The organism is Brachybacterium netajii (SeqCode) (assembly GCF_054114245.1).
This window is the reverse complement of the sequence record NZ_JBSYXB010000010.1, coordinates 45594-67595: the sequence shown is the minus strand read 5'-3', so window position 1 is coordinate 67595 and position 22002 is coordinate 45594. Positions and strand designations below refer to the sequence as shown.

The following is a 22002-nucleotide window of genomic DNA, read 5'->3' as shown; positions in this document are numbered from 1 at the left end:
CGGGCGGCTCCCGAGGACAGGATCTGCGGACAGGAGCTGTCCTCCCCACCGCCTAGGGTCGTCCTGACCGCGTCCCGCCGGTCCCCGACAGCGAAGGCAACCCCTCCATGCTCTGGACCCTCGTCCGGCGCCATATCCGGCCGTACCTGCCGCATGTGGTCGCCGTCATCGTCCTCCAGCTCGCCACGATCCTGGCGACGCTCTACCTGCCCAGCCTGAACGCCGACATCATCGACAACGGCGTGGCCACGGGCGACACCGACTACATCTGGCGCGTCGGCGGCATCATGCTGCTGGTCGCGATCGTCCAGGTGATCACGGCGGTCGCCTCCGTCTGGTTCGGTGCCCGCACGGCGATGGGCATCGGCCGCGACATCCGACGCTCCGTCTACACGCGCGTGGACCGCTTCTCGACCGAGGAGATGGGACGCTTCGGCGCCCCCACCCTCATCACCCGCGCCACCAACGACGTCCAGCAGATCCAGATGCTCGTCCTGATGACCCTGAACTTCATGGTCATGGTGCCGATCATGTCGATCGGCGGCATCGTCATGGCGGTGCAGGAGGATCCGGGGCTGTCGTGGCTGGTGTGGGTCGCGGTGCCGGTGCTGATGGTGATCGTCGGCCTGCTGGTGACGCGGCTGATGCCGCTGTTCCAGCGGATGCAGGACAACATCGACGCGATCAACGGCGTGATGCGCGAGCAGATCATGGGCATCCGCGTGGTCCGCGCCTTCGTGCGGGAGGAGCACGAGACCGCCCGCTTCGAGACCGCGAACGCGACCCTCACGGACACCTCCGTGCGGATCGGCCGGCTGTTCGTGATCATGGGCCCGGCGATCACGATCGTCCTCCACCTCGCGACCGCGGCCGTGCTCTGGTTCGGAGGCCACCGCGTGGACGCGGGCCTCGTGCAGGTGGGCGCGCTGACGGCGTTCATGCAGTACCTCCTGCAGATCCTCATGGCCGTCATGATGGGCACCTTCATGATGATGATGTTCCCGCGCGCGGTCATCTCCGCCCGCCGCATCGGCGAGGTGCTCGACACGGTCCCGACGCTCGCCGAGCCCGAGCATCCGGTGGCCCTCGAGACGCGCGACGGAGGCGTCTCCGTCGAGTTCCGCGACGTCACCTTCGCCTACCCGGGCGCCGAGTCGCCCGTCCTCGACGGCATCTCCTTCACCGCGGAGGCGGGCCGCACCACCGCGATCATCGGCTCGACCGGCGCCGGGAAGTCCACCCTCGTCCACCTCATCCCGCGCCTGCACGACGCGACCGGCGGCCAGGTGCTGATCGACGGCGTGCCGATCACCGAGCTCTCGCGCTCGACCATCTCGGCGACCGTCGGCCTCGTCCCCCAGAAGCCGTACCTGTTCTCGGGGACCATCGCCCACAACCTCCGGTTCGGGGATCCGACGGCCGACGACGAGCAGCTGTGGCGCGCGCTCGACGTCGCCCAGGCATCCGGCTTCGTCCGGGACCGCACCACCGGCGCGGGCGAGCAGGCCGCGCACGGCCTCGCCTCCTCCGTCGCGCAGGGCGGCACCGACGTCTCGGGCGGCCAGCGCCAGCGCCTGTGCATCGCCCGCACCCTCGTCGCCGAGCCTCGCGTGCTCGTCTTCGACGACTCCTTCTCGGCGCTCGACGTGACCACCGACGCGCTGGTCCGCGAGGGCCTCGCCCGGCACGTCCGGGGCGCTCGGGGCGCTCGGGGCACGACCACGATCATCGTCGCCCAGCGGATCTCGACCATCGTCTCGGCCGACCGGATCATCGTCCTCGAGGAGGGGCGGGTCGTCGGCAGCGGAACCCATGAGGAGCTCCTCGAGAGCTCGTCGACATACCGGGAGATCGTCGACTCCCAGATCACCGTGGAGGAGCCGGCATGAGCGCGAAGGCTGCGAAGGCTGCGAAGGCTGCGAAGGCTGCGAAGCCCGCGACGGACGCGACCGCAGAGCTCACCGAGTCCGAGATCCTCGAGATGCAGGACTCGATGAGCAGCGAATGGGGCGAGTCCGCGCCCCGGAAGGCGAAGGCGTTCTGGCCCTCGACCCTGCGCCTGGCCGGCACCTTCGCCGACCACAAGCTCGGGCTGACGGTCGTGCTGCTGTTCGGCCTGATCTCCACCGTGCTGACCGTGTGGGCGCCGTCGATCCTCGGCGACGCCATGGACGTCATCTTCGACGGCTTCCGCAGCGGCGACGGCGTCGCCTTCGACGCCCTCGGCCGGCTGCTGATGATCGTGCTGGCGATGTACGTCGGCGCGGCGCTGTTCGACTGGCTGCAGGGCCGCGTCCTCAACGACGTGGTCATGGAGATCGTCTACCGCCTGCGGGAACGGATCGAGGCGAAGGTCAACCGCCTGCCGCTGAGCTACTTCGACACCCGCCAGCGCGGCGACCTGCTCTCCCGCACCACCAACGACGTCGACAACGTCCAGACCGCCCTCCAGCAGGCCTTCGCCTCGCTCGTCTACGCGGTCCTCACGATCGTCGGCATCACCATCATGATGTTCTGGCTGTCCTGGCAGCTCGCGCTGATCGCCCTGGTCGCGCTGCCGATCTCCGGCGTGGTCGTCGGCATCATCGGCTCCCGCTCGCAGAAGCTCTTCACCGCCCAGTGGCGGGGCACCGGCCGCCTCAACGGCCACGTCGAGGAGTCCTTCACCGGGCACGACCTCGTCACCGTCTTCGACCGCCAGGAGGCGATGCGCGAGCAGTTCGACGAGCGCAACGAGGAGCTGTGGGAGGCGTCCTTCAAGGCCCAGTTCCTCTCCGGCATGATCATGCCGATCATGCAGTGGGTGACCTACCTCGGCTATGTCGGCATCGCCGTCGTCGGCGGCCTCCGGATCGCCGCCGGACAGATGTCCCTCGGCCAGGTCACCGCCTTCATCCAGTACTCCCGCGAGTTCAACGCCCCGCTCGGCGAGGTCGCGGGCATGGCCAACATGCTCATCTCCGGCGTCGCCTCCGCCGAGCGCATCTTCGAGCTCCTCGACGCCGACGAGCAGGAGCCCGACGGCGAGATCACCGTCGCGGCGGGTGCGGCGGGCGCATCGTCGGCGGGTGCATCGTCGGCCGACGGCGCCCGCGTGCGCATCGAGCGCGCCGAGCTCCCCGGCGCCACCCGCGGACGCATCGAGTTCGACCATGTCGCCTTCTCCTACACGCCCGAGAAGCCGCTGATCACCGACCTGTCGCTCACCGCGGAACCCGGCCAGACGATCGCGATCGTCGGCCCCACGGGCGCCGGCAAGACGACCCTCGTGAACCTCATCATGCGGTTCTACGAGATCGACGGCGGAGCGATCCGCCTGGACGGCGTCGACATCCGCGCCCTGGACCGCGGCGCCGTGCGCTCGCGCGTGGGCATGGTCCTCCAGGACGCCGTGCTGTTCGAGGGCACCATCCGCGAGAACATCCGCTACGGGCGCCTCGATGCGACCGACGAGGAGGTGGTCGCCGCGGCGACCGCGACCTTCGTCGACCGCTTCGTCCACACCCTCCCCGAGGGCTACGACACCGTGATCGAGGACGAGGGCGCGAACGTCTCCGCCGGCGAGCGCCAGCTCATCACCATCGCCCGCGCCTTCCTCGCGGACCCGGCGCTGCTGATCCTCGACGAGGCCACCTCGTCGGTCGACACCCGCACCGAGGTGCTCGTCCAGGAGGCGATGGCCGCGCTGCGCACCGACCGCACCTCCTTCGTCATCGCCCACCGCCTCTCCACCATCCGCGACGCCGACGTGATCCTCGTGATGGAGCACGGCGACATCGTCGAGCAGGGCTCCCACGACGCGCTCCTCGCCGCCGAGGGCGCCTACCACCGGCTCTACTGGTCCCAGTTCTCGCAGGGCATCGACCCCGACGAGGCGGAGGCCGGCGGTGCGGCGGACGGCGACGGCGGTGCGACGGACGGCGCCGGCGGCGCGACGGACGAGGCAGGAGGTGCAGCGGATAGCGCGCTATCCTCGCGTCCGTGAGCGAAGGTGCGACCTGGATGGCCGATGAGCTGGAGGCCCTGACTTCTCCCGACGGCAGGGAACGATCGGGCCGGCTCGGCGAGACAGGGCTCGGCGACGCCGGGGCGTTCGAGGCGCTCGGCGACGGCAGCGGGCGCCTCGTCACCGGTGCCGCCGTCGACCGCGGCGCCGTGCTGTCGCTGCGCCGGCTCACCCTCGACGACGCCGCCGACCTCCACCGGATCTTCTCCGACCCCGCCACGCACACCGTCCTCGACGGCCCCGTCGACGATCCCGCGATCACCCGCGACTGGCTGCGCCGCCGCGATGAGGCCCATCGCCGACGCGGCGTGGTCTGGTACGGGGTCCGCGAGAGCCGGCGCCTGGGCATCCACGCGCCGCTGATCGGCAACGCCGGTCTCTTCTTCGAGCGCGCCGGCGAGGAGCCCGAGCTCGGCTTCGAGATCCGTCGGCCGTTCCAGGGCCGCGGATTCGGCCGACGCATCGCCGAAGCCGTCGTCGCCGAGGGCCACCGCGTCGGCCACCGACGCATCTGGGCGTTCTCCCGTCCCTGGAACGCCGCCTCCCGCCGCGCCCTTGCCCGAGTCGGCTTCGTCGAGGTCCGCACGGAGGCCGACGGGCGCGGCCCCCTGATCCGGCTGCGCCACCTGGCCTGAGAGCGCCGAGGGCGGGCGGGGCGCGCGGTTCGAGCGGACGGGCGTGCCCAGCGCGAGGCTCGCGCGGACGGGGCGGGCGGTGCGCGCGGTTCGCGCGAACGGGGCGAACCCCGTGCGCGGAGCGCCCTCGCGCGCTAGCGTCGGGGGCATGCAGATCGCGATCATCGGCGGCGGGATCAGCGGCCTCGCCCTCGCGCACGAGCTCGCCCGCGACCACCATGTCACCGTGCTGGAGTCCGCGCCGGGCCCGCGCGGCGGCGGCTACATGATCGACTTCTTCGGCCCCGGCTACGCGGCCGCCGAGCGGATGGGCGTGATCGACGCGCTCCGAGCCCGCGGACGGGACTTCGCCGGCGTCCGCTACGGCCTCCCCGACGGCACCGAGAGCGGCCGGATCGACGCCGCGCCCCTGGTCGCCGCCGCCGGCGGACGCTACTTCTCGATCCTCCGCCCCGAGCTCGAGCTCGGCCTGCTGGAGTGCCTGCCCGACGACGTCGACCTGCTCTACGGGATCCGCGTCGTCGGCGTGCATCCGGGCGGAGAGCGGATCCTGCCGACGGTCGAGCTCGCCCACGGGCAGACGCTCCGCCCCGATCTCGTCATCGCCTGCGACGGCGTCCGATCCCCCGTGCGCGAGGTCGTCGCCCCCGGTCACGGGGCGATCCTCCCCATGGGATACCGGGTCGCGAGCTACCTCTTCGAGGATGCTGACATGGCCTCCGACCTGGGCGATCGCATGCTCATGACCGACACCGTCGGACGCACCGGATGGCTCTACGCGGCCGACGAGCACCGCGTCGGCGTCATGTTCGCCGAGCGGACAGGGGCTGGGAGGACAGGGGCTGGGCGGACTGGCGCTGGGCGTGCTGAGGCCGGGCGGACTGAGGCTGGGCGCGCTGAGGCCAGCGGCGGCGAGCGGCCGGCACCAGACCCCGAGCAGCTGCGGAGGGACTTCGCGGGCCTGCACCCGCAGGTCGATGCCGCGCTCGATCGCGCTCCCGCCTCCTTCTACGAGGACGTCGTCGCGCAGAGCTCCGCCCCCTGCTGGAGCCGCGGTCGCCTGGTCCTCGCCGGCGACGCCGCGCACGCCCCCTCCCTCCTGGCCGGTCAGGGTGCCTCGCTCGCGATCGCCGGTGCCGAGGCCCTCGCCCGCAGCCTCCGCGCCGCCGGTCCCCACGTCGAGGTGGGTCTCGCGGAGTACGAGAGACGGTGGCGTCCGACGACGGAGAAGGTCGGCCGCGCCGGACGCCGCAGCGCCGCGGCCTTCATCCCTGCGACCGCCCGGCAGCTGCGCCTCCAGCAGGTCGCGCGTCGTGCCATCGGCCTCCCCGGCATCAGCCGCCTGCTGGCGCGCCAGTTCATCGCCGCCTGAGGCAGGTTCATCGTGGCCTGAGGCAGAGTCGACGACTGCGCAGGCCCGCGGGGGCCGCGTGCGGCGTGCGGCGGGGTGAGTGGCTGGAGATCTCGGTCGAGTGGCCGGAAACTGTCGGATATGGAGCGGTTCAGCTACTGCTGATGGACACTCGACGCTCGGGGACCCCCGCGCGCCTCTTTCCCCGCGAGTGAGCGCGCGATGGAGGGATTGGAAGGGGAGCTCGGGCGGGTGGCTGGGGATCCGGGTCGAGTGGCTGGGGAACTCGGACGGGTGGCCGGGGAGCTCGGTCGAGTGGCCGGAAACTGTCGGATATGGAGCGGTTCAGCTACTGCCCATGGACACTGACTCTCGAGTGCCCGTTTGGGCCCGTCTGCGGGGCAGCGGGGCAATGGGGCAGCGGGGCAACGGGGCAGCGGGGCAGCGGGGCGACGGATCGGAAGGCAGGAGCGGTCAGCTGCCGAGGCGCTCGCGGGCGGCGGTGCCGCGGCGGGAGAGGGAGACGGTGCCGACGGCGTCGGCGAGGCCGACGCGGGCGCCGTTGCCGTAGAGGGTCTCGACGCCGTCGGCCGGCACGACATAGGTCTCGTGCCAGATGCCCACGGCGCCGGGATGCGCGCGGGCGGCCTCGTTGAACCGCTTCCAGGCGGGCAGGTGGGCGCGGGTGCCGAGGCGGGAGTAGGCGTAGAGGTGCTCGACGTCGCGCCAGTACTGCACGACCCACGGTCCGCCCGCGCCGATGAGGGTGCGGGCGTGGAGGAAGCCGAGGTCGTCGTCGGGCCCGAGCTCGCCGCGATCGACGGCGCTGCGGTTGATCTGGAGCTCGCGCAGCATCGCCGGCATCGCCGTCAGGACCGGGAGCCACAGGTCAGGGCGATGGCGTTCGCGGATCGTCATGCCGATGTGGAAGACGACGATGCCGTCGCCGAGGTCGGCATGGGTGACGTTCGGGGGACGCTCGGCGGGGCGGCGGCGGAGGAGGGGGAGAGTCATCGTGCTGCACCTCATCGGAGTGGAAGCAAAACTAGAAACAATGACTTTCTAATGATGGGATGGGATCCTGGTCGCTGTCAACGGTCGAGACGGGAGGGGGAGGGGTGCGCGTCTCCGAGCTGTCCGCCGCGACGGGCGTCGCCGTCGGCACGATCAAGTTCTATCTGCGCGAGAAGGTCCTGCAGCCCGGGACGCTGACGTCCCGCACCTCGGCCGACTACGACGCCGCGCATGTCGAGAGGATCCGTCTGATCCGCGCCCTGACCGACGTCGGCGGCCTGGGGATCGCCCAGGTCAGGAACGTGATCGCGGTGATCGATGCCCCCGATCCGCCGCGCCTCGACGTCCTCGGCATCGCCCAGCACGCCCTCGTCTCCTCGACGATGCCCGCGGTCTCCGACGGGGCGGCGGGGGAGGGGGCGGCAGGCGCCGACCCCGATTGCGCTGCTGGACCCGATGGTGCTGCCGCCGACGACGGCTCGGCGCCCGGAGGGGGACAGGCGTCCGGGGCCCAGGCCTCCCGCGCCCGCGACTGGGCGCTCGGGCGCGGATGGTTCGCTCCGCAGGAGGACCTGCTGATCCCACTGCTGGATCGGGCATGGTCGGCCTGCGAGGAGGCCGGCGTCGACCTCGACGAGGAGAGGCTGGACGCCTACGCGTCGGCGATGGAGCAGGTCGCGGCGGTGGACGTCGCCGCCGTGCCGCCCGGCGTCGACGGGGCGGTCCGACGCGTCGTCGTCGGCACCGTCATGATCGAGCCGGTGCTGGCCGCGCTCCGCCTGCTCGCGCAGCGCGAGGCCGCGATCTCCGCGGAGCGGGCCGGGCCGCCGGAAGGCTGACGGCCCGCCCGCTGGAAGGCTGACGGCTCGCCCACCCGCCCGCCCGCCCACCCGCCCGATCGCCCGCCCGCCCGATCGCCCGCCCGCCCGCCCGATCGCTTCGGGGCGCGGACCTGCTCTGCGACCTGTGCGCCACCCCCGCGTTCCTTCCACGTTGGAAACGAAAGCGTCGATCCGGCCACAGGAGTGCACGTCACGCGTTTACATCGTTTACCGTAGAGGTGTCCGGCGAACATCACTCGCCGTACTCTCCACTCTCCACCCCCGTGCCGCGCCGTCGCAGCGGGCGGGTGCACCCGAATCCGAGGGGAAGCCCATGACCATTGAAGTTCAGAGCACCGAGACCTCCGTCGTCGGGCCCGAGGTGCAGGCCCGCATCGCCGCCGCGTCGGACTGGCCGAATCCTCTGGTCCTGCAGCGGGCCGATCCGTGCGTGCTGCGCCACGAGGACACCTACTACTTCACCGGCTCGTACCCGACGTACGACCGGATCATCCTGCGCCGCGCCGGCGCGCTCGCCGATCTGCAGGCCGCCGAGGAGCACGTGATCTGGACCCGGCACGAGTCCGGCCCCCAGTCGCACCTGATCTGGGCGCCCGAGATCCATCGCGTGAACGGCGCCTGGTACATCTACTACGCCGCCGCGCCCGACGGCGACGTGCGCGTGGACGCCGAGGGTGCCGCCCCGACGTTCAACCATCGCGTGTTCGTCCTCGAGAACACCGCGGAGGACCCCTTCACGGGGGAGTGGGTCGACCGCGGGAAGGTCGACACCGGCTGGGAGAGCTTCGCGCTCGACGCCACGAGCTTCGTCCATCGCGGCACCCAGTACATGGTCTGGGCGCAGCAGGACCTGCAGGCCGAGGACGCCAACTCCAGCCTGTACATCGCCGCGATGGAGAACCCGTGGACCCTCGCCGGCCCGGCCGTCGAGCTCACCCGCCCCGAGTACGCCTGGGAGAAGGAGGGCCACAGCGTCAACGAGGGCCCGTCGGTGCTCGTCCACGGCGACACCGTCCACCTCAGCTACTCGGGCGCCGCCACCGGCATCGAGTACGCGATGGGCCTGCTGACCGCGCATGTCGACGCGGACCTGCTGGATCCGGCGTCGTGGACGAAGTCGGCCGAGCCCGTCTTCGTCTCCGACCCGTCGGTCGAGCGCTACGGCCCGGGCCACAACTCGTTCACCACCACGTCCGACGGCCAGGCCGTGCTCGTCTACCACGCGCGCACCTACACGCACATCGTCGGCGATCCGCTGCAGGACCCCAACCGGCACGCCTGCGCGCAGGTGCTCCCCTTCGACGAGGCCGGGCGTCCGCTCTGGGGCACGCCGCTGCCGGCGACGCGCCCCGCGCCCGAGAGCGTCGAGGTGCTCCCGCCCGCGGGCGCCTGAGCGCTCCGCCGCCGGGGCCGACGAGCATCCGACGCTCGTCGGCCCCGGCCCAGGGTACGGCCCGGGCTCCGGCCGACATCGCTCGTCGGCTCCGGCCAACGTCGCTCGTCGGCTCCGGCCGACGTCGCCCGTCGGCCCCGCCCACCGCCCGCTCGGAAACCCCTATCCAGGCGGCGGTGCGGGAGCCTAGGCTGGTGGGCATGGAGTTTCGACACCTCGGCCGCAGCGGCCTCAAGATCAGCGAGATCATCTACGGGAACTGGCTCACCCACGCCTCCCAGGTGGAGGACGAGCGGGCGCGGGCGTGCGTGCGCGCCGCCCTGGATGCGGGCATCAGCACCTTCGACACCGCCGACACGTACGCGAACACCGCCGCCGAGGTCGTCCTCGGCGAGGCGCTGAAGGGGGAGCGGCGCGAGTCGCTCGAGATCCTGACGAAGGTGTACTTCCCCACCGGTCCCAAGGGCCACAACGACACCGGCCTGTCCCGCAAGCACATCCGCGAGTCGATCGACGCCTCGCTGCGTCGTCTGCAGACGGACTATGTCGACCTCTACCAGGCGCACCGCTACGACTATGCGACGCCGCTCGAGGAGACGATGCAGGCCTTCGCCGACGTCGTGCACTCCGGCAAGGCCCTGTACATCGGCGTCTCCGAGTGGAACGCCGACCAGATCCGCGCCGGCCACCAGCTGGCCCGCGAGCTCGGCATCCAGCTGGTCTCGAACCAGCCGCAGTACTCGATGCTGTGGCGGGTGATCGAGGAGCGCGTGGTGCCGACGTCCCGCGAGCTGGGCGTCTCCCAGATCGTCTGGTCGCCGGTCGCGCAGGGCATCCTGACGGGCAAGTACAAGCCCGGCGCCGAGCTGCCCGAGGGCTCGCGCGCCCGCGATGAGAAGGGCGGCGCGGACATGATCAAGCGCTTCCTGAACGACCCGGTCCTCGAGGCGGTCCAGGGCCTCCTCCCGATCGCCGAGGAGCTCGACCTGACGCCGGCGCAGCTCGCCGTGGCGTGGGTGCTCAGCAACGACAACGTCGCCGGTGCGATCATCGGCGCCTCGCGGCCCGAGCAGATCACCGAGAACGTGAAGGCCTCGGGCGTCGTCCTCGACGCCGACGTGAAGGCCCGGATCGACGCGGTCCTCGGCGACCTCCCCGAGACCGACACGACGAAGACCCAGTCCCCGGCGCACCGCCTGGCCTGAGCATCGGTCGACGGTCGACGGTCGACGATCGACGATCGGCTCGCACGGCCGGCTCGCGCCGCCCCGCGCAGAACGCGCCCCGCCTCCGTGGATCGAAGGCGGGGCGCGTCGTCGTCGGAGGGGCCGACGAGCGGGCCGATCGAGCCGCCTGCCCGTCGTCGTCGGCCGACGATCAGCGGCCGGCGGCGCCCTCGTCCTCGAGCTCGCCGCCGCTGCGGCCCTGGAGGGCGCGGCCGTCGGCGCGCATCTCCCAGAAGGTCGCGTTCTCGATGCCGAGCTCGCGGGGGTCGAACTGCGGGTCCTTCCCGGCCTTCTTCTGCTTCTCGAAGTCCTTGAGCGCCTTCAGCGCGGGGACCTGCAGGAAGAGGATGCCGACGATGTTCAGCCAGGCCATCGAGCCGACCCCGATGTCGCCGAGGCCCCAGGCAGCGCCGGCCGTGGTGGTCGCGCCGTAGGCGACGGAGACCAGCACGAGCGCCTGCAGGAGGCGCAGCAGCGCCCGGGCGAGGGTGCGGTTGCGGAGCTTGCGGGTGAGGTAGTTGAGGTTGGTCTCGGCCATGTAGTAGTAGGCGACGATCGTGGTGAACACGAAGAACGAGAGGGCGATCGCCACGAAGGTCGGTCCGCCGCCGGGGATGACGGCGTCCATGCCGGCCTGCACGAAGCCGGGGCCGGGCTCGACGTCGACGCTGAGCCCGCCGTCGCCGCTGGAGAGGACCTCGCCGGGCCAGGTCTCGTCGTGGAAGGAGTTGAACATGCCCGTCGAGATGATGATGAACGCGGTCGCGCTGCAGACGAACAGGGTGTCGATGTACACCGAGAAGGACTGGGCGAAGCCCTGCTTGGCCGGGTGGGAGACCTCGGCGGCGGCGGCCGCGTGGGGGCCGGTGCCCTGGCCGGCCTCGTTGGAGTAGATGCCGCGCTGGACGCCCCACTTCACGGCGAGGCCGATGATCGCGCCGAAGACCGGCTGGACGCCGAAGGCGCTGGCGAAGATCAGCCCGAACACCTCGGGGATCTCGGTGAAGTTCACCAGCAGCACGATCACCGCGATGATCACGTAGAGGATCGCCATCGCCGGGACCACGATGACCGCGAACTGCGCGATGCGCTTGACGCCGCCGATGACGATGAAGCCCAGGAGGATGACCAGGCCGATCGCCGTGACCCAGGCGGGGATGCCCCAGGCGTTGTCGATCGCCGAGGCCATGCCGTTGGCCTGCACGCCGGGGAGGAAGAAGCTCATCGCGAGGATCGTGACGATGGCGAAGAGGACCCCGTAGAACAGCGACAGGCGCGGGGCCTTGTGCTTGTAGGCCTTCTCGAAGTAGTAGGCGGGGCCGCCGCGGTACTCGCCGGTGTCCGGGTCCTTCTCCTTGTAGATCTGGCCGAGGGTGCACTCGATGAAGGAGGTCGAGGCGCCGAGGAAGGCCGACGCCCACATCCAGAACACGGCGCCGGGGCCGCCGAAGGCGATCGCCGTGGCGACGCCGCCGATGTTGCCCATGCCGACGCGGCCGGCGAGCGACATCATCAGCGACTGGAGGGACGAGGTGCCGTCCTCCGACTTCTCGCCGTGCTTGAGCTGGGCGAGCATGTCGGGGATGTGGCGGACCTGCAGGAACGCGGTGCGGAGCGAGAAGTAGAGGCCGACGACGAGGCACAGCCCGATCAGCGGGACCGACCAGATGATGCCGTTGGCACCTTTGATGAGTTCGGCGAACATGGGTTCCTCCGAGAGGTGGGCGGGGAAGGGATGGTCGAGAAGTCACGGCGACGCGCTCGCAGATCCTGTGAGCTGGAGCACGTGTGAGGTGTCGGCCAAAGTACCGGAACGACGGTGTCCCCGCCCGGTGTTGTGGACACGTGACCGTTTCGTGCCTGTTCCCGACCGTTCTCCGGCGCGTAGCGCGGAGGCGGGAACGGTGCGGCATGCGCAGCGAGCGGTGCGGACCCCGACGCCGAGCAAGGTGAGGAGCGTCGCCCCACCGGGGTCAGGACGCCCCATCGCGAGCCGCTACACTGGTCGCGACCCCTCGTGCGGTGTCATCTTGCTGAACTCCCCCAGGGCTTGACGGCAGCAAGGGCAGGTGAGCTCTGGCAGGTGCACGAGGGGTCGCTTCATGCCCGCGGACGGGCCCGCGGACGGTGGGGATATCCCCCGTCCGGCCCGGCGGAGGGCCCGGTGGGAGCGCGCCGAACGGGTGCGTAGCGTCGAGAGCGCATCGCCGCCCCGCCCCGTCGACCGCCTGGAGCGAGTCCCATGCCCTCCTCATCCCTCTCCGCCCCGATGACCCCCGTGCCCTGCGATCCGCGCTGCTCCGAGTCCGGATCCGGGCCCGTCCCGTGGGGGCGCGTGCTCGCCGTCGTCGCCCTCGCGCTCGCCGCCTCGACTGCGCTCTCGACCCCCTTCGCGATCGGTCTGCTCCCCGCCGAGGCCGTCGGCGCGATCGTCCCCCTCGCGCAGCTGACCCCGATGCTGGCCGTGATCCTGATGCGTCCGCGCGGGGCCGACGGCGCCCTGGTCCCCGTGCGGCGCGCGCTCGCGCTGGCCGTGCCGTCGCGGCGGGCGCTCGGGCTGGGTCTGCTGGCGGCGGTCGTCGCCTTCGCCGCGGTGCCGCTCGTGCGCACCGCCATCGCGGTCGCGACCGGGTCGGCGGCGTTCGCCCCGGCCGACGGCCTGCTGCTGGTCGCGGCGGCCGTGCCGGCGGTCCTCGTGCTGCAGACGCTCTTCGCGATCGGCGAGGAGACCGCCTGGCGCGGTGCCCTGCACACCGCGCTCGCCCCGCTCGGGTTCTGGCGGTCGACGCTGCTGATCGGCGGACTGTGGATGCTGTGGCATGCGCCGATCGTCGTCGCGCTGGGGTTCAGCGCCCGCGAGGCCGCCGCCTACCTGCTGCTGATCCTCGCGGTCGCGCCGCTGCTGGGGGCGCTGCGGGAGCTCGGGATGAGCGTCTGGCCGGCGGTCCTCGGGCACGGCCTGCTCAACAGTCTGCGCGTGGGCATCGACCAGAACCTCCTCGGTCCGATCGCCGAGCGGGAGACCGCGGGCTTCTGGATCGTCGAGGCGAGCGGCTGGATCCTCTGGCTGCTGGCCGCCGCCGTCGTCCTGCGCATCGCCCGCCGCCGCCAGGCGTGAGTTCGCGAGACGCGGATCCGCGGGGCGTAGATTGGTGCGCAATGCGCCGGCCTGCGGAAGGGGAAGCCATGAGCGACCGGGACGACGACGGGCTCCAGGGACCGGATCCGCAGGTCCGCCTGCTCCCACCCGGTGTCGCCCGGATCCGCGAGAAGCATCCGACCTTCGCGATGCATGCCGCCGATCGCCTCGCCGCCTTCCAGGAGCGGCAGCTGCGCGACGATGCCGCCTTCCATGCCCGGTACGCGGACCGTCCGCGGCTGACGGTCGCGGTGGCCGGGTCCTCGGGGATGATCGGCACCCAGCTCACGGCGCTGCTCGTCGGCGGCGGGCATCGGGTGCGGCGGATGATCCGCGAGGACCGCGTCGGCCCGGGCGAGATCTCCTGGGATCCCCGCTCGGGGCGCCTCGACCCCGCCGACCTCGAGGGCGTCGACGTCGTCGTGAACCTCGCCGGACGCTCCATCGCCACGCGCTGGACGGCCGCCGCGCGCCGCGAGATCCGGGAGTCCCGTGTCCGCGGCACCCATCTGATCGCCCGCACCCTCGCCGAGCTGGCCGGCTCCGGCTCGTCCGGCGGCTCTGTCGGACCGCGGGTGCTCGTGCAGGCCAGCGCCGTCGGGATCTACGGCGCCCAGCGCCCCGGCGAGCTGCTCACCGAGGACGACGCTCGCGGCGAGGGCTTCCTCGCCGACGTCGTGCGCGAGTGGGAGGCGTCGACCAGGGCCGCGGCCGACGCGGGGATCCGTGTCCCCCTCATCCGGACCGGCGTCGTGCTGTCCGACGGCGGCGGCTCGCTGCTTCCGCAGCTGCCGCTCTATCTCGCGGGCGTCGGCGGACGACTGGCCCCGAAGGACGCCGTGACCTCCTGGATCACCCTCGACGACATCGTGCGCGTGATCGCGCATGCGGTGCTGACGCCCTCCCTCGACGGCCCCGTCAACGCGGTCGCCCCGACCCCCGTCGACGCTCGCGAGTTCGCGCGCGCCCTCGGCGGGACCCTGCGCCGGCCCGCCGTGCTGCCGGTCCCGTCCGTCGGCCCGCGCCTGCTGCTCGGCGCCGACGCCGCCCGCGAGCTCGTCGCGGCCGACCAGCGGGTGTCCGACGAGCGCCTGCGCGCGAGCGGCTTCGTCCCCGCCCACCGCAGCCTCCGCCCGGCGCTGGAGCATGTGCTGTGGCGATAGGGTCCGGGACGTGATGGCCGAGAACCTGCTGATGACCGAGGACGCTGCGACCCCTGCGACGACCGACGACGTGGTCCTGCGGCTCGCCGGTGTCGACGTCGTCCGCGAGGGTCGGACGATCCTCGACGGCATCGACCTCGAGGTCCGTGCGGGCGAGCATTGGGCGATGATCGGCGCGAACGGCGCTGGGAAGAGCACCATCCTCAGCCTGTGCGGTGCCGAGCGACACCCCACCCGCGGCACCGTCGACGTGCTCGGGCATCGGCTCGGGCGCGTCGAGATCCGCAAGCTGCGCGAGTCCATCGGCCACGTCGATCCCCGGCATCCGGTGCGCACGGGCCTGAGCGCCCGCCAGGTCGTGCTGACCGGTGCGACCGGCACCGCCGAGATGATGGGGCGCTGGGAGCCGAGCCCCGAGCTCGAGGAGCGGGCCGACCGGCTCGTCGCGCTGCTCGGCCTCGGCGCGCTCGAGAACGGGCGCTGGACCACCATGTCCCAGGGGGAGCGCGGTCGCGTGCTCATCGCCCGCGCGCTGCTCATGGATCCGCCGCTGCTGCTGCTCGACGAGCCCACCACCGGCCTCGACGTCGCCGCTCGCGAGCAGTTCCTCGAGACCGTCGACCATCTGCACCGCAGCCATCCTCTGCTCGCGACGGTGCTGGTCACGCACCATCTTGAGGAGCTTCCGGCGTCCACCACGCATGCGGTGCTGATCCGCGACGGCCGCGTGCACGCGGCCGGTCCGGCCCGTGAGGTGCTGACGACGGAGCTCGTCAGCTCCTGCTTCGACCATCCGATCGCGATCGAGCACCACGACGGCCGCTGGGCCGCCCGCGCGGTGCGGGCGGCGGCGGTCGAGGTCTAGAGGGTCTGCACCGGGACGCCCTGCGCGTCGTCGATGTCGTCGGGCTCCTCGGCTCCGTCGGCTGCGTCCGTCTCGTCGGCCTGCTGCGGACCCTCGCCGAGCAGGGCGTTGACCGCGGCGGCGACGACCACGAGGGCGGCGGCGACGGCCGGCAGCCACATGGCCGCGGCGGAGCCGGCGGACTCGGCGAGCGCCCCGGTGAGGGCCGAGGCGGCGGACTGGCCGACGACGGTCGCGGAGCCCAGCATCGTCATCACGGTCGCGGAGCGGCCCAGCGGCGAGCGGTCCGCGGCGAGGCTGTAGAGCGTGACGACCGTCGGACCGATGCCGATGCCGGCGATGCCCATCGCCGCGATCAGCGCCGGCAGCGAGCCGCCGAGCCCGAAGGCGAGCATCGAGGCGAGCATGAGCAGCGAGAACACGAGCCAGCGCGCCCACAGCCGGAAGCCCGTCGGGAACAGCGAGATCGACAGCGCGAGGATCGTCGAGCCGACGCCCATCACCCCGTAGACCAGGCCTGCGGAGTCGCCGCGGCCGGACTCGGCGAGGAACGCCGTGAGGGAGGTCAGCACGGTGCCGAAGAAGAGGCCGACGCCGAGGGCGCCCGCGACGATCACGAGCAGCCGCGGCGCGAGGAGCTCGCGGGCGGGCGCCTGGGCGACGGGCTCGGCGGTGTCGGCGGGGACGGTCCGGCCCGTCGGATGCAGCGCGAAGGCGGTGACGAACAGGAGCGTCAGCACGGCGGCGCCGACCATCGGGGCGGCCGGATGGAGGGTCGTCGCCAGCAGGCCGACGACGACGGGCCCGAAGACGAACGCCGTCTCGTCGGCCGCGGACTCGTAGCCCATGGTCGCGTTCAGGGTCCGGGCCCGCTGCGACGAGGGCAGGCGCGTGAGGATCAGCTGCACCAGACGGGTGCGGGAGAACGGCCCGATCTGCGGGGACGAGGCGCCGATCAGGAAGCCGGCGGCGAGCACCGCGATATCCGGCAGGGAGCTGAAGGCGATGGCCGCGAGCGCGAGCAGCGCGAGCGAGTTCGCGATCCCCGACAGCAGGACGACGCGGCGCTGGCCGATGCGGTCGGCGGCGGCGCCGAGCAGCGGCCCCACGAGGGCCGAGCCGAGGCCGACGACGGCGGAGTTCAGCCCGCCGAGCGCGATGGAGTCGCGGGCGGCGACGACGAGGGTCAGGGTGCCGACGATCATCATCGCGAAGGGGAAGCGGGCGATGAAGGCGATCGGGAAGTAGGCGGCGCCGGCGGCGCGGATGAGCGTGGGCTGCGGCTCCTGCGCCGCTCCCGGGCTGCTGCTCGGTGTGGTCACGGATCCTCCGGACGGTGTGTGCCGCCTTGGACGATCCCCCTGGGGACCCGAGGTAGATGCACTGCGGGATGGGACGCTCCGATGGTAGCCGCGCCGGTGCGCCCCGGCCAGGGGTCAGGCTCGGACCTCACATCGGCCGTCCGGCCTCCGTCGGTTGGCGGAGACGGCAGGGCCGGTCGGCGGAGGGGAACAGGCCGGTCGGCGGAGGGGAACAGGCCGGTCGGCGGAGGGGAACAGGCCGGTCGGCGGACGCCCCGCGGCCGACGGTTCTGCACACTGGGTGCATGCTCGCTGCCGATGACCTCGAGGACGCCCCGCCCGCCGCGTCCGCCGACCTCGCGCCCGCCGACGGCTCCGACGATGAGGAGATCCCCTTCGGCGAGGCGCCGAGCACCCGCTTCGGGGCCGACGTCGAGTACGCGGGGCGGGCGCACGGTCACGACTATGTCGTCCGCGTGCGGCACCGGCTGTTGGACACCACCGTCACGCTCGTCGTCGACGGCGTCGAGCACGACCCGAAGACGGAGGCGAAGGCCGCGAAGCGCGCCGGCGCGAAGGGCGCCCCGATGGGCGCCGACGACCTCGGCTTCCGCTACGACGAGGGGTTCACCCGGGTGCGGGCGTTCGTCATGCGCCCGGATGATGACGACGCCGACGCCGACGCCGACGGGGCCGACGCCGACGATGCGACCGCCGACGCGGCCGACGACGCGGCGGCGGAGGAGCGGCGGGTCGAGGCAGAGACCGTCGTGGTGCGCACGACCGGGCTCGGCGGAGCGGGCGAGGTCGACGTCGAGCTCGGGCTCTCGACGGTGCCGCTCGCGCCCGCCGACGGATCGTCATCGGCCGAGCGCGACCGTCGGCGGACCGAGCAGCCCGCGAAGTACGCGCTGATCGCCGCGGCGACGACGGCCGCCCGCTATGTGATCCCGGTGCTGGGCATCGGCGCCCTGTTCAGCGGGCTCCTGCGGCCGGTGCGCGAGTGGGCATGGCGTCGGGTGGAGCCGGCGGTCACCTCGCTAGCCGCGCTGCGCGACCGGGCCGCGGCGTGGCTGGATGAGCTCACGCGGCCGGTCCGCGAGGCCGTCGACGAGCTCACGCGGCCGATCTGGCAGTTCCTCGACGATGTGACCCGACCCGTGCGGGAGGCCGTCGGAGCCGCCCTGCGCTGGCTGCTCGACGGGTTCCTCTGGCTGTGGGACCTGCTCTTCGGCTGGCTGTCCGTGATCCCGGACGAGGTGCGCACCGGGTTCCTCATCCTCGCCGCGTTCCTCATCGCCTACGAGCGCCTGCGGAACCGGCGCGACGCCCTCGCGCGCTCCCGCGACGGCGAGGACGGCGAGGACAGCGAGGAGGGCCAGGAGGGCGAGGGCGGCGAGGACGGCGAAGAGGGCAAGGAGGGCGAGGGAGCGGCGGGCGGCGAGGAGGCCGAGGACGCGGAGGAGGCCGACGCTCCGGGCGCCGCCGAGCACTCCTCCCCATCGTGAGTTCGTCCCCAGCGGTCTGCACGGTCGGGCGCCTCCACTAGCCTGTGGGGGTGGCCACTGCTCTGTATCGTCGTTACCGCCCGGAGTCCTTCGCCGAGGTGATCGGCCAGGACCACGTCACCACGCCCCTGCGGCGTGCGCTGCGTGCCGGGCGGATCGGCCACGCCTATCTGTTCTCGGGCCCGCGCGGCTGCGGGAAGACGACGTCGGCGCGCATCCTCGCCCGCTGCCTGAACTGCGCCGAGGGGCCGACGGACACGCCCTGCGGCGTCTGCGACTCCTGCCGCGACCTCGCGCGCGGCGGCGCCGGCAGCCTCGACGTGGTGGAGATCGATGCGGCCAGCCACGGCGGCGTCGACGATGCCCGCGAGCTGCGCGAGCGCGCCTCCTTCGCGCCCGTCCGCGACCGCTACAAGGTCTTCATCATCGACGAGGCCCACATGGTGACCTCGGCGGGCTTCAACGCGCTGCTCAAGCTCGTCGAGGAGCCGCCGGACCACGTGAAGTTCGTCTTCGCGACCACGGAGCCCGACAAGGTCATCGGCACCATCCGCTCGCGCACCCACCACTATCCGTTCCGACTGATTCCGCCGCAGGTCCTCGGCCCGTACCTCGAGCAGGTGTGCGGGAGGGAGGGTGTGCAGGTCGGCGACGGCGTGCTGCCGCTCGTGGTCCGCGCCGGCGGAGGCTCCGCGCGCGACTCCATGAGCGTGCTGGACCAGCTGATGGCCGGCGCCGGCGACGAGGGCCTGGACCATCGCACCGCGATCGCGCTGCTGGGCTTCACCGACACCGCACTCTTGGACCGCGCCACCATGGCGATCGCCGAGCGCGACGCCGCGACCCTCTACGACGCGGTCGAGCAGGTTCTCGTCACCGGTCATGAGCCCCGCCGCTTCGTCGAGGACCTCCTCGAGCGGCTCCGCGACCTGATCATCCTCGCCGCCGTCCCGGACCGCGCCGCCGATCTGCTCCCGCAGATCCCTGCCGACGAGCTCGACTCCATGCGCGCCCAGGCCGCGGCCTTCGTCCCGGCGGACCTCTCGCTCTGCGGCGACCTCATCCACGAGACCCTCTCCACCATGAGCGGGGCGACCTCGCCGCGCCTGCACCTCGAGCTGCTGGCCGCGCGCCTCGTGCTGCGCGACCAGCGGGCCGGCGCCGTGGTCGCGGCTCCGACGGGCGGGAACCCGGCGGGAGCACCTGGCGAGAACGCCGGCGGCGGTCGGCCCGCGGGCGCGTACGGCGGAGGAGCCGGAGGCCAGGGCGGGCAGGGCGGTCCGGGGGCGTCCGGTGCGCCCGCGGTCGCCGGACCCGGTGCGGCCGGTCCCGGCGCAGGTGCGCCCGGCGGCGGAGCGTCCTCCGGCGGCGGACGCGAGGAGGCCCGACGGATCGCCCAGGAGCGCGCCGAGGCCTCGCGCCGTGCCCGCGGGGAGGCCCCGGCCCGTCGACCCGAACCGGCGCAGCCCGCCCCGTCCGCCGCGCCTGCTTCCGCTGCGCCCGCTTCTGCGGCGCAGGCATCCGCCGCGCCCGCTCCGGCCGCCGCGGCGGCCTCGTGGGGTGACGCCGTGCGCCAGGCCGCCCCGGCGGCGGAGCCTGTCCCCGCCCCGCAGGCGGCCGACGCCCCTCCGGCGCAGCCCGCTGCGGCCCCGGCGCCTCAGGCCCCGGCCGCTCCTGCTCAGGTCGCTCAGCCCGTGCAGCCGCAGGCATCGCAGCCGCAGGCGTCGCAGCCTCAGGCCGCGGCTCCGCAGGCCGCGCCCGCACCGGCAGGCGGCGATGCCGACGCCGTCCGCGGCCACTGGTCCGCGATCCTCGACGAGCTCGCGCAGATCCGTCGGCCCAGCTGGGCGCTCGTCGCGCAGAACGGCCACGTCCAGGACCTGCAGGGTTCCACCCTCCTGATCGGCTTCCGCACGGAGGGTCTGGTCAGCGCGTTCCGCCGTGGCACCGCCGCGCAGAACCTCTCCGACGCGGTCCGACGCATCATGCACCTCGACGTCACCGTCGAGCCCGTCGTCGGCGAGGACCCCGGTCCCGGCTCCGGCGGGACCGGAGGATCTGGCGGCGGGCCGACCGGTCCCGGTGGCGGCGCGGGCGGTCATGCCGGCGGTGCGCCGGGTGGACAGGCCGGCGGTGCCCCGGGCGGACAGTCCGGCGGCGGACCCGGCGGGAACGGCCATGGCGGTCCGACGAACGGGGCCCCGGCTCCTCGCTGGGGCGATGCCGCCCCGGCGATGACGGGAGCGTCGACGGCGGCTGCGTCCGCGGCGCCGGCATCGGTGCCGTCTGCCGCTTCCGTCGCCTCCGCACCGTCGACGTCGACGACGTCGCTACCCACCTCATGGGCGCCGGCCTCGGCTGCGTCCGCCCCGGCGGAGCCGGTCTCGGCCGCACCGACCCCGGAACCCGTCGCCCCGGCCCAGGCCCCGGCTCAGCGCTCGGCGACAGGACCCGCGTTCTCGGCCCCGTCGACTCCACCCTCGACGGCATCGACCTGGCGGGGAGACGACCGGGTCGAGGACTTCGCCCCCGAGCCCGACGACCCCTACCCGCCGGACCCCGAGGACTTCTACCCTCCGGACCCGCAGGAGTTCCGGGACGCCAGCCCGCAGCGCCCGCAGCATCAGCAGCACCAGCAGAGGCAGGTTCCCCCGCTGCAGCAGTCGGCGGGTCCTGCCCCGTCGCCCGCTCAGAGCTCGCCCGCGGCCCCGGCGCCGGCTGAGGCCCCGGTCCCCGTCCCTGCCTCGGCGGCCCCGGCCTCCGCCCCGGCCTCGGCGACCCCGGCACGGGCCGCGGTGGCCGGCGCCGACGGTGTCCCCGAGGTCGAGGACGAGGGCCGCGACAGCATCCCCGAGGGGGAGCCCCGGACCTTCGGCCAGCGAGCCATCAAGCAGGCGCTCGCCGAGGGCCGTGTCGTCCGCTCGCTGCCTGCGGCCGCCTCGTCGGCTCCGGCCGCCCCTGCGGCCGCCCCCGATCCGGTGCCGGCTCCTGCCGCCGAGTCCGCTCCTGCGGCCCCGGCGCCGTCGGGACCCGGGACGACGGCGCCCGCACCGTCCGCAGCGGCCGACGCCGGCTGGGGTGCGCCCGCGGTCCAGCCGTCCGCCCCGCGCGACGAGCGGACCGGCTCCATGACGGGCGGTTCCGCGACGGGCAGTGCGGCGACCAGCAGCGCGTCGACGTCCTGGTCGACCGCGGCGGGGCAGGGGAGCGTGGCACCCGCGGCACCGGTCGCCCCCGCCCCGTCCTCCGGCCCGTCGGCGGCGCCCGCGACCGGCCCGTCGGCCGCGCGCTCCGGCATCCAGCTCGCCCGCGAGGCGGCGCAGGCATCCCGCGCGGCGGCCGCCACCGGCGGACGGCGCTTCGCGAACACTCGGCACGAGGAGCCCGCCCCCGCGGCGCCCGTCGACGAGGACCCCACCGGCGGCGCCTCCCGCGACGACGCCGACGCCTCCTACACCTCCCGCAGCGGCCGCGAGGTCATCGAGGCCGTCCTCGGCGGCAAGGTCCTGGAGATCATCGACGAGACCCGCTGACCCCCGCGCCGCCGAGGCGGTCGCCC

15 protein-coding genes and 1 other RNA gene are annotated in these 22002 nt (G+C 73.3%); 13 read left to right on the top strand and 3 right to left on the bottom strand.

Annotation, left to right across the window (positions count from 1 at the left end; all coding sequences use genetic code 11):
* Positions 1 to 107: 107 nt before the first annotated feature.
* From ACXET9_RS14750 to ACXET9_RS14735, 4 genes are all read left to right on the top strand, one after another.
* Positions 108 to 1889, top strand: a complete 1782-nt coding sequence (locus ACXET9_RS14750; protein ID WP_457887443.1) for an ABC transporter ATP-binding protein — start codon at positions 108 to 110, stop codon at positions 1887 to 1889.
* Positions 1886 to 3985, top strand: coding sequence for an ABC transporter ATP-binding protein (locus ACXET9_RS14745; protein WP_457887442.1), 2100 nt, complete (start codon positions 1886 to 1888; stop codon positions 3983 to 3985). The genes ACXET9_RS14750 and ACXET9_RS14745 overlap by 4 nt, the downstream gene beginning before the upstream one ends.
* The gene (locus ACXET9_RS14740) at positions 3982 to 4641 is read left to right on the top strand and encodes a GNAT family N-acetyltransferase (protein WP_457887441.1); all 660 of its coding nucleotides are present in this window, start codon (positions 3982 to 3984) and stop codon (positions 4639 to 4641) included. Before ACXET9_RS14745 ends, ACXET9_RS14740 begins: the two co-directional genes overlap by 4 nt.
* Before the next feature lie 148 nt (positions 4642 to 4789).
* A complete protein-coding gene (locus ACXET9_RS14735; protein WP_457887440.1) occupies positions 4790 to 6013 on the top strand; it encodes an FAD-dependent oxidoreductase in 1224 nt (407 codons plus the stop codon).
* A 453-nt stretch (positions 6014 to 6466) separates the two neighbouring features.
* Here the strand turns inward: ACXET9_RS14735 and ACXET9_RS14730 are convergent, their stop codons facing one another.
* Complete coding sequence (locus ACXET9_RS14730) at positions 6467 to 7006, bottom strand: DUF4188 domain-containing protein (RefSeq protein ID WP_457887439.1); 540 nt, start codon at positions 7004 to 7006, stop codon at positions 6467 to 6469.
* Positions 7007 to 7110: 104 nt separating this feature from the next.
* On the opposite strand from ACXET9_RS14730, the gene ACXET9_RS14725 reads away from it, so the two are divergent.
* The 3 genes from ACXET9_RS14725 to ACXET9_RS14715 all read left to right on the top strand — a co-directional run bounded on the left by ACXET9_RS14725 (position 7111) and on the right by ACXET9_RS14715 (position 10446).
* The gene (locus ACXET9_RS14725) at positions 7111 to 7845 is read left to right on the top strand and encodes a MerR family transcriptional regulator (RefSeq protein WP_457887438.1); all 735 of its coding nucleotides are present in this window, start codon (positions 7111 to 7113) and stop codon (positions 7843 to 7845) included.
* 316 nt (positions 7846 to 8161) lie between these two features.
* Positions 8162 to 9241 carry a glycoside hydrolase family 43 protein gene (locus ACXET9_RS14720; RefSeq protein WP_457887437.1) on the top strand — a complete coding sequence of 360 codons (1080 nt, stop codon included), beginning with the start codon at positions 8162 to 8164 and terminating at the stop codon, positions 9239 to 9241.
* A gap of 200 nt (positions 9242 to 9441) precedes the next feature.
* The gene (locus ACXET9_RS14715; protein WP_457887436.1) at positions 9442 to 10446 is read left to right on the top strand and encodes an aldo/keto reductase family protein; all 1005 of its coding nucleotides are present in this window, start codon (positions 9442 to 9444) and stop codon (positions 10444 to 10446) included.
* A gap of 172 nt (positions 10447 to 10618) precedes the next feature.
* Here ACXET9_RS14715 and ACXET9_RS14710 read toward each other — a convergent pair whose 3' ends face one another.
* A complete protein-coding gene (locus ACXET9_RS14710) occupies positions 10619 to 12172 on the bottom strand; it encodes an alanine/glycine:cation symporter family protein (protein ID WP_457887435.1) in 1554 nt (517 codons plus the stop codon).
* 301 nt (positions 12173 to 12473) lie between these two features.
* Between ACXET9_RS14710 and ffs the strand changes: the two genes are divergently transcribed.
* The 4 genes from ffs (at position 12474) to ACXET9_RS14690 (ending at position 15634) form a co-directional block, all read left to right on the top strand.
* An RNA gene (ffs, locus tag ACXET9_RS14705) (signal recognition particle sRNA small type) lies at positions 12474 to 12570 on the top strand.
* 139 nt (positions 12571 to 12709) lie between these two features.
* Positions 12710 to 13585 carry a CPBP family glutamic-type intramembrane protease gene (locus tag ACXET9_RS14700; protein WP_457887434.1) on the top strand — a complete coding sequence of 292 codons (876 nt, stop codon included), beginning with the start codon at positions 12710 to 12712 and terminating at the stop codon, positions 13583 to 13585.
* Between the two features lie 68 nt (positions 13586 to 13653).
* On the top strand, positions 13654 to 14769 hold the full coding sequence (locus ACXET9_RS14695; protein WP_457887433.1) for a TIGR01777 family oxidoreductase: 1116 nt from the start codon (positions 13654 to 13656) through the stop codon (positions 14767 to 14769).
* 13 nt (positions 14770 to 14782) lie between these two features.
* Entirely contained in the window at positions 14783 to 15634 is an 852-nt protein-coding gene (locus ACXET9_RS14690; protein ID WP_457887459.1) for an ABC transporter ATP-binding protein, read from the top strand.
* On the opposite strand, the gene ACXET9_RS14685 is transcribed toward ACXET9_RS14690, so the two are convergent.
* The gene (locus ACXET9_RS14685) at positions 15631 to 16956 is read right to left on the bottom strand and encodes an MFS transporter (RefSeq protein ID WP_457887432.1); all 1326 of its coding nucleotides are present in this window, start codon (positions 16954 to 16956) and stop codon (positions 15631 to 15633) included. The genes ACXET9_RS14690 and ACXET9_RS14685 overlap by 4 nt on opposite strands.
* Positions 16957 to 17240: 284 nt before the next feature.
* Here ACXET9_RS14685 and ACXET9_RS14680 point away from each other — a divergent pair, with 284 nt between their 5' ends.
* Positions 17241 to 18443 (top strand): hypothetical protein, encoded by a 1203-nt coding sequence (locus tag ACXET9_RS14680; RefSeq protein WP_457887431.1) that lies wholly within the window; start codon positions 17241 to 17243, stop codon positions 18441 to 18443.
* Positions 18444 to 18493: 50 nt separating this feature from the next.
* A complete protein-coding gene (locus ACXET9_RS14675; RefSeq protein WP_457887430.1) occupies positions 18494 to 21976 on the top strand; it encodes a DNA polymerase III subunit gamma and tau in 3483 nt (1160 codons plus the stop codon).
* Positions 21977 to 22002 lie beyond the last annotated feature (26 nt).

What these genes read in the sequence shown, in the direction of transcription:
- ACXET9_RS14695 (WP_457887433.1), top strand. Translation starts at nt 13,654, where the DNA reads ATGAGCGACCGGGACGACGACGGGCTCCAGGGACCGGATCCGCAGGTC.
- ACXET9_RS14750 (WP_457887443.1), top strand. Translation starts at nt 108, where the DNA reads ATGCTCTGGACCCTCGTCCGGCGCCATATCCGGCCGTACCTGCCGCAT.
- ACXET9_RS14745 (WP_457887442.1), top strand. Translation starts at nt 1,886, where the DNA reads ATGAGCGCGAAGGCTGCGAAGGCTGCGAAGGCTGCGAAGGCTGCGAAG.
- ACXET9_RS14700 (WP_457887434.1), top strand. Translation starts at nt 12,710, where the DNA reads ATGCCCTCCTCATCCCTCTCCGCCCCGATGACCCCCGTGCCCTGCGAT.
- ACXET9_RS14680 (WP_457887431.1), top strand. Translation starts at nt 17,241, where the DNA reads ATGCTCGCTGCCGATGACCTCGAGGACGCCCCGCCCGCCGCGTCCGCC.
- ACXET9_RS14735 (WP_457887440.1), top strand. Translation starts at nt 4,790, where the DNA reads ATGCAGATCGCGATCATCGGCGGCGGGATCAGCGGCCTCGCCCTCGCG.
- ACXET9_RS14715 (WP_457887436.1), top strand. Translation starts at nt 9,442, where the DNA reads ATGGAGTTTCGACACCTCGGCCGCAGCGGCCTCAAGATCAGCGAGATC.
- ACXET9_RS14690 (WP_457887459.1), top strand. Translation starts at nt 14,783, where the DNA reads ATGGCCGAGAACCTGCTGATGACCGAGGACGCTGCGACCCCTGCGACG.
- ACXET9_RS14710 (WP_457887435.1), bottom strand. Translation starts at nt 12,172, where the DNA reads ATGTTCGCCGAACTCATCAAAGGTGCCAACGGCATCATCTGGTCGGTC.
- ACXET9_RS14720 (WP_457887437.1), top strand. Translation starts at nt 8,162, where the DNA reads ATGACCATTGAAGTTCAGAGCACCGAGACCTCCGTCGTCGGGCCCGAG.
- ACXET9_RS14730 (WP_457887439.1), bottom strand. Translation starts at nt 7,006, where the DNA reads ATGACTCTCCCCCTCCTCCGCCGCCGCCCCGCCGAGCGTCCCCCGAAC.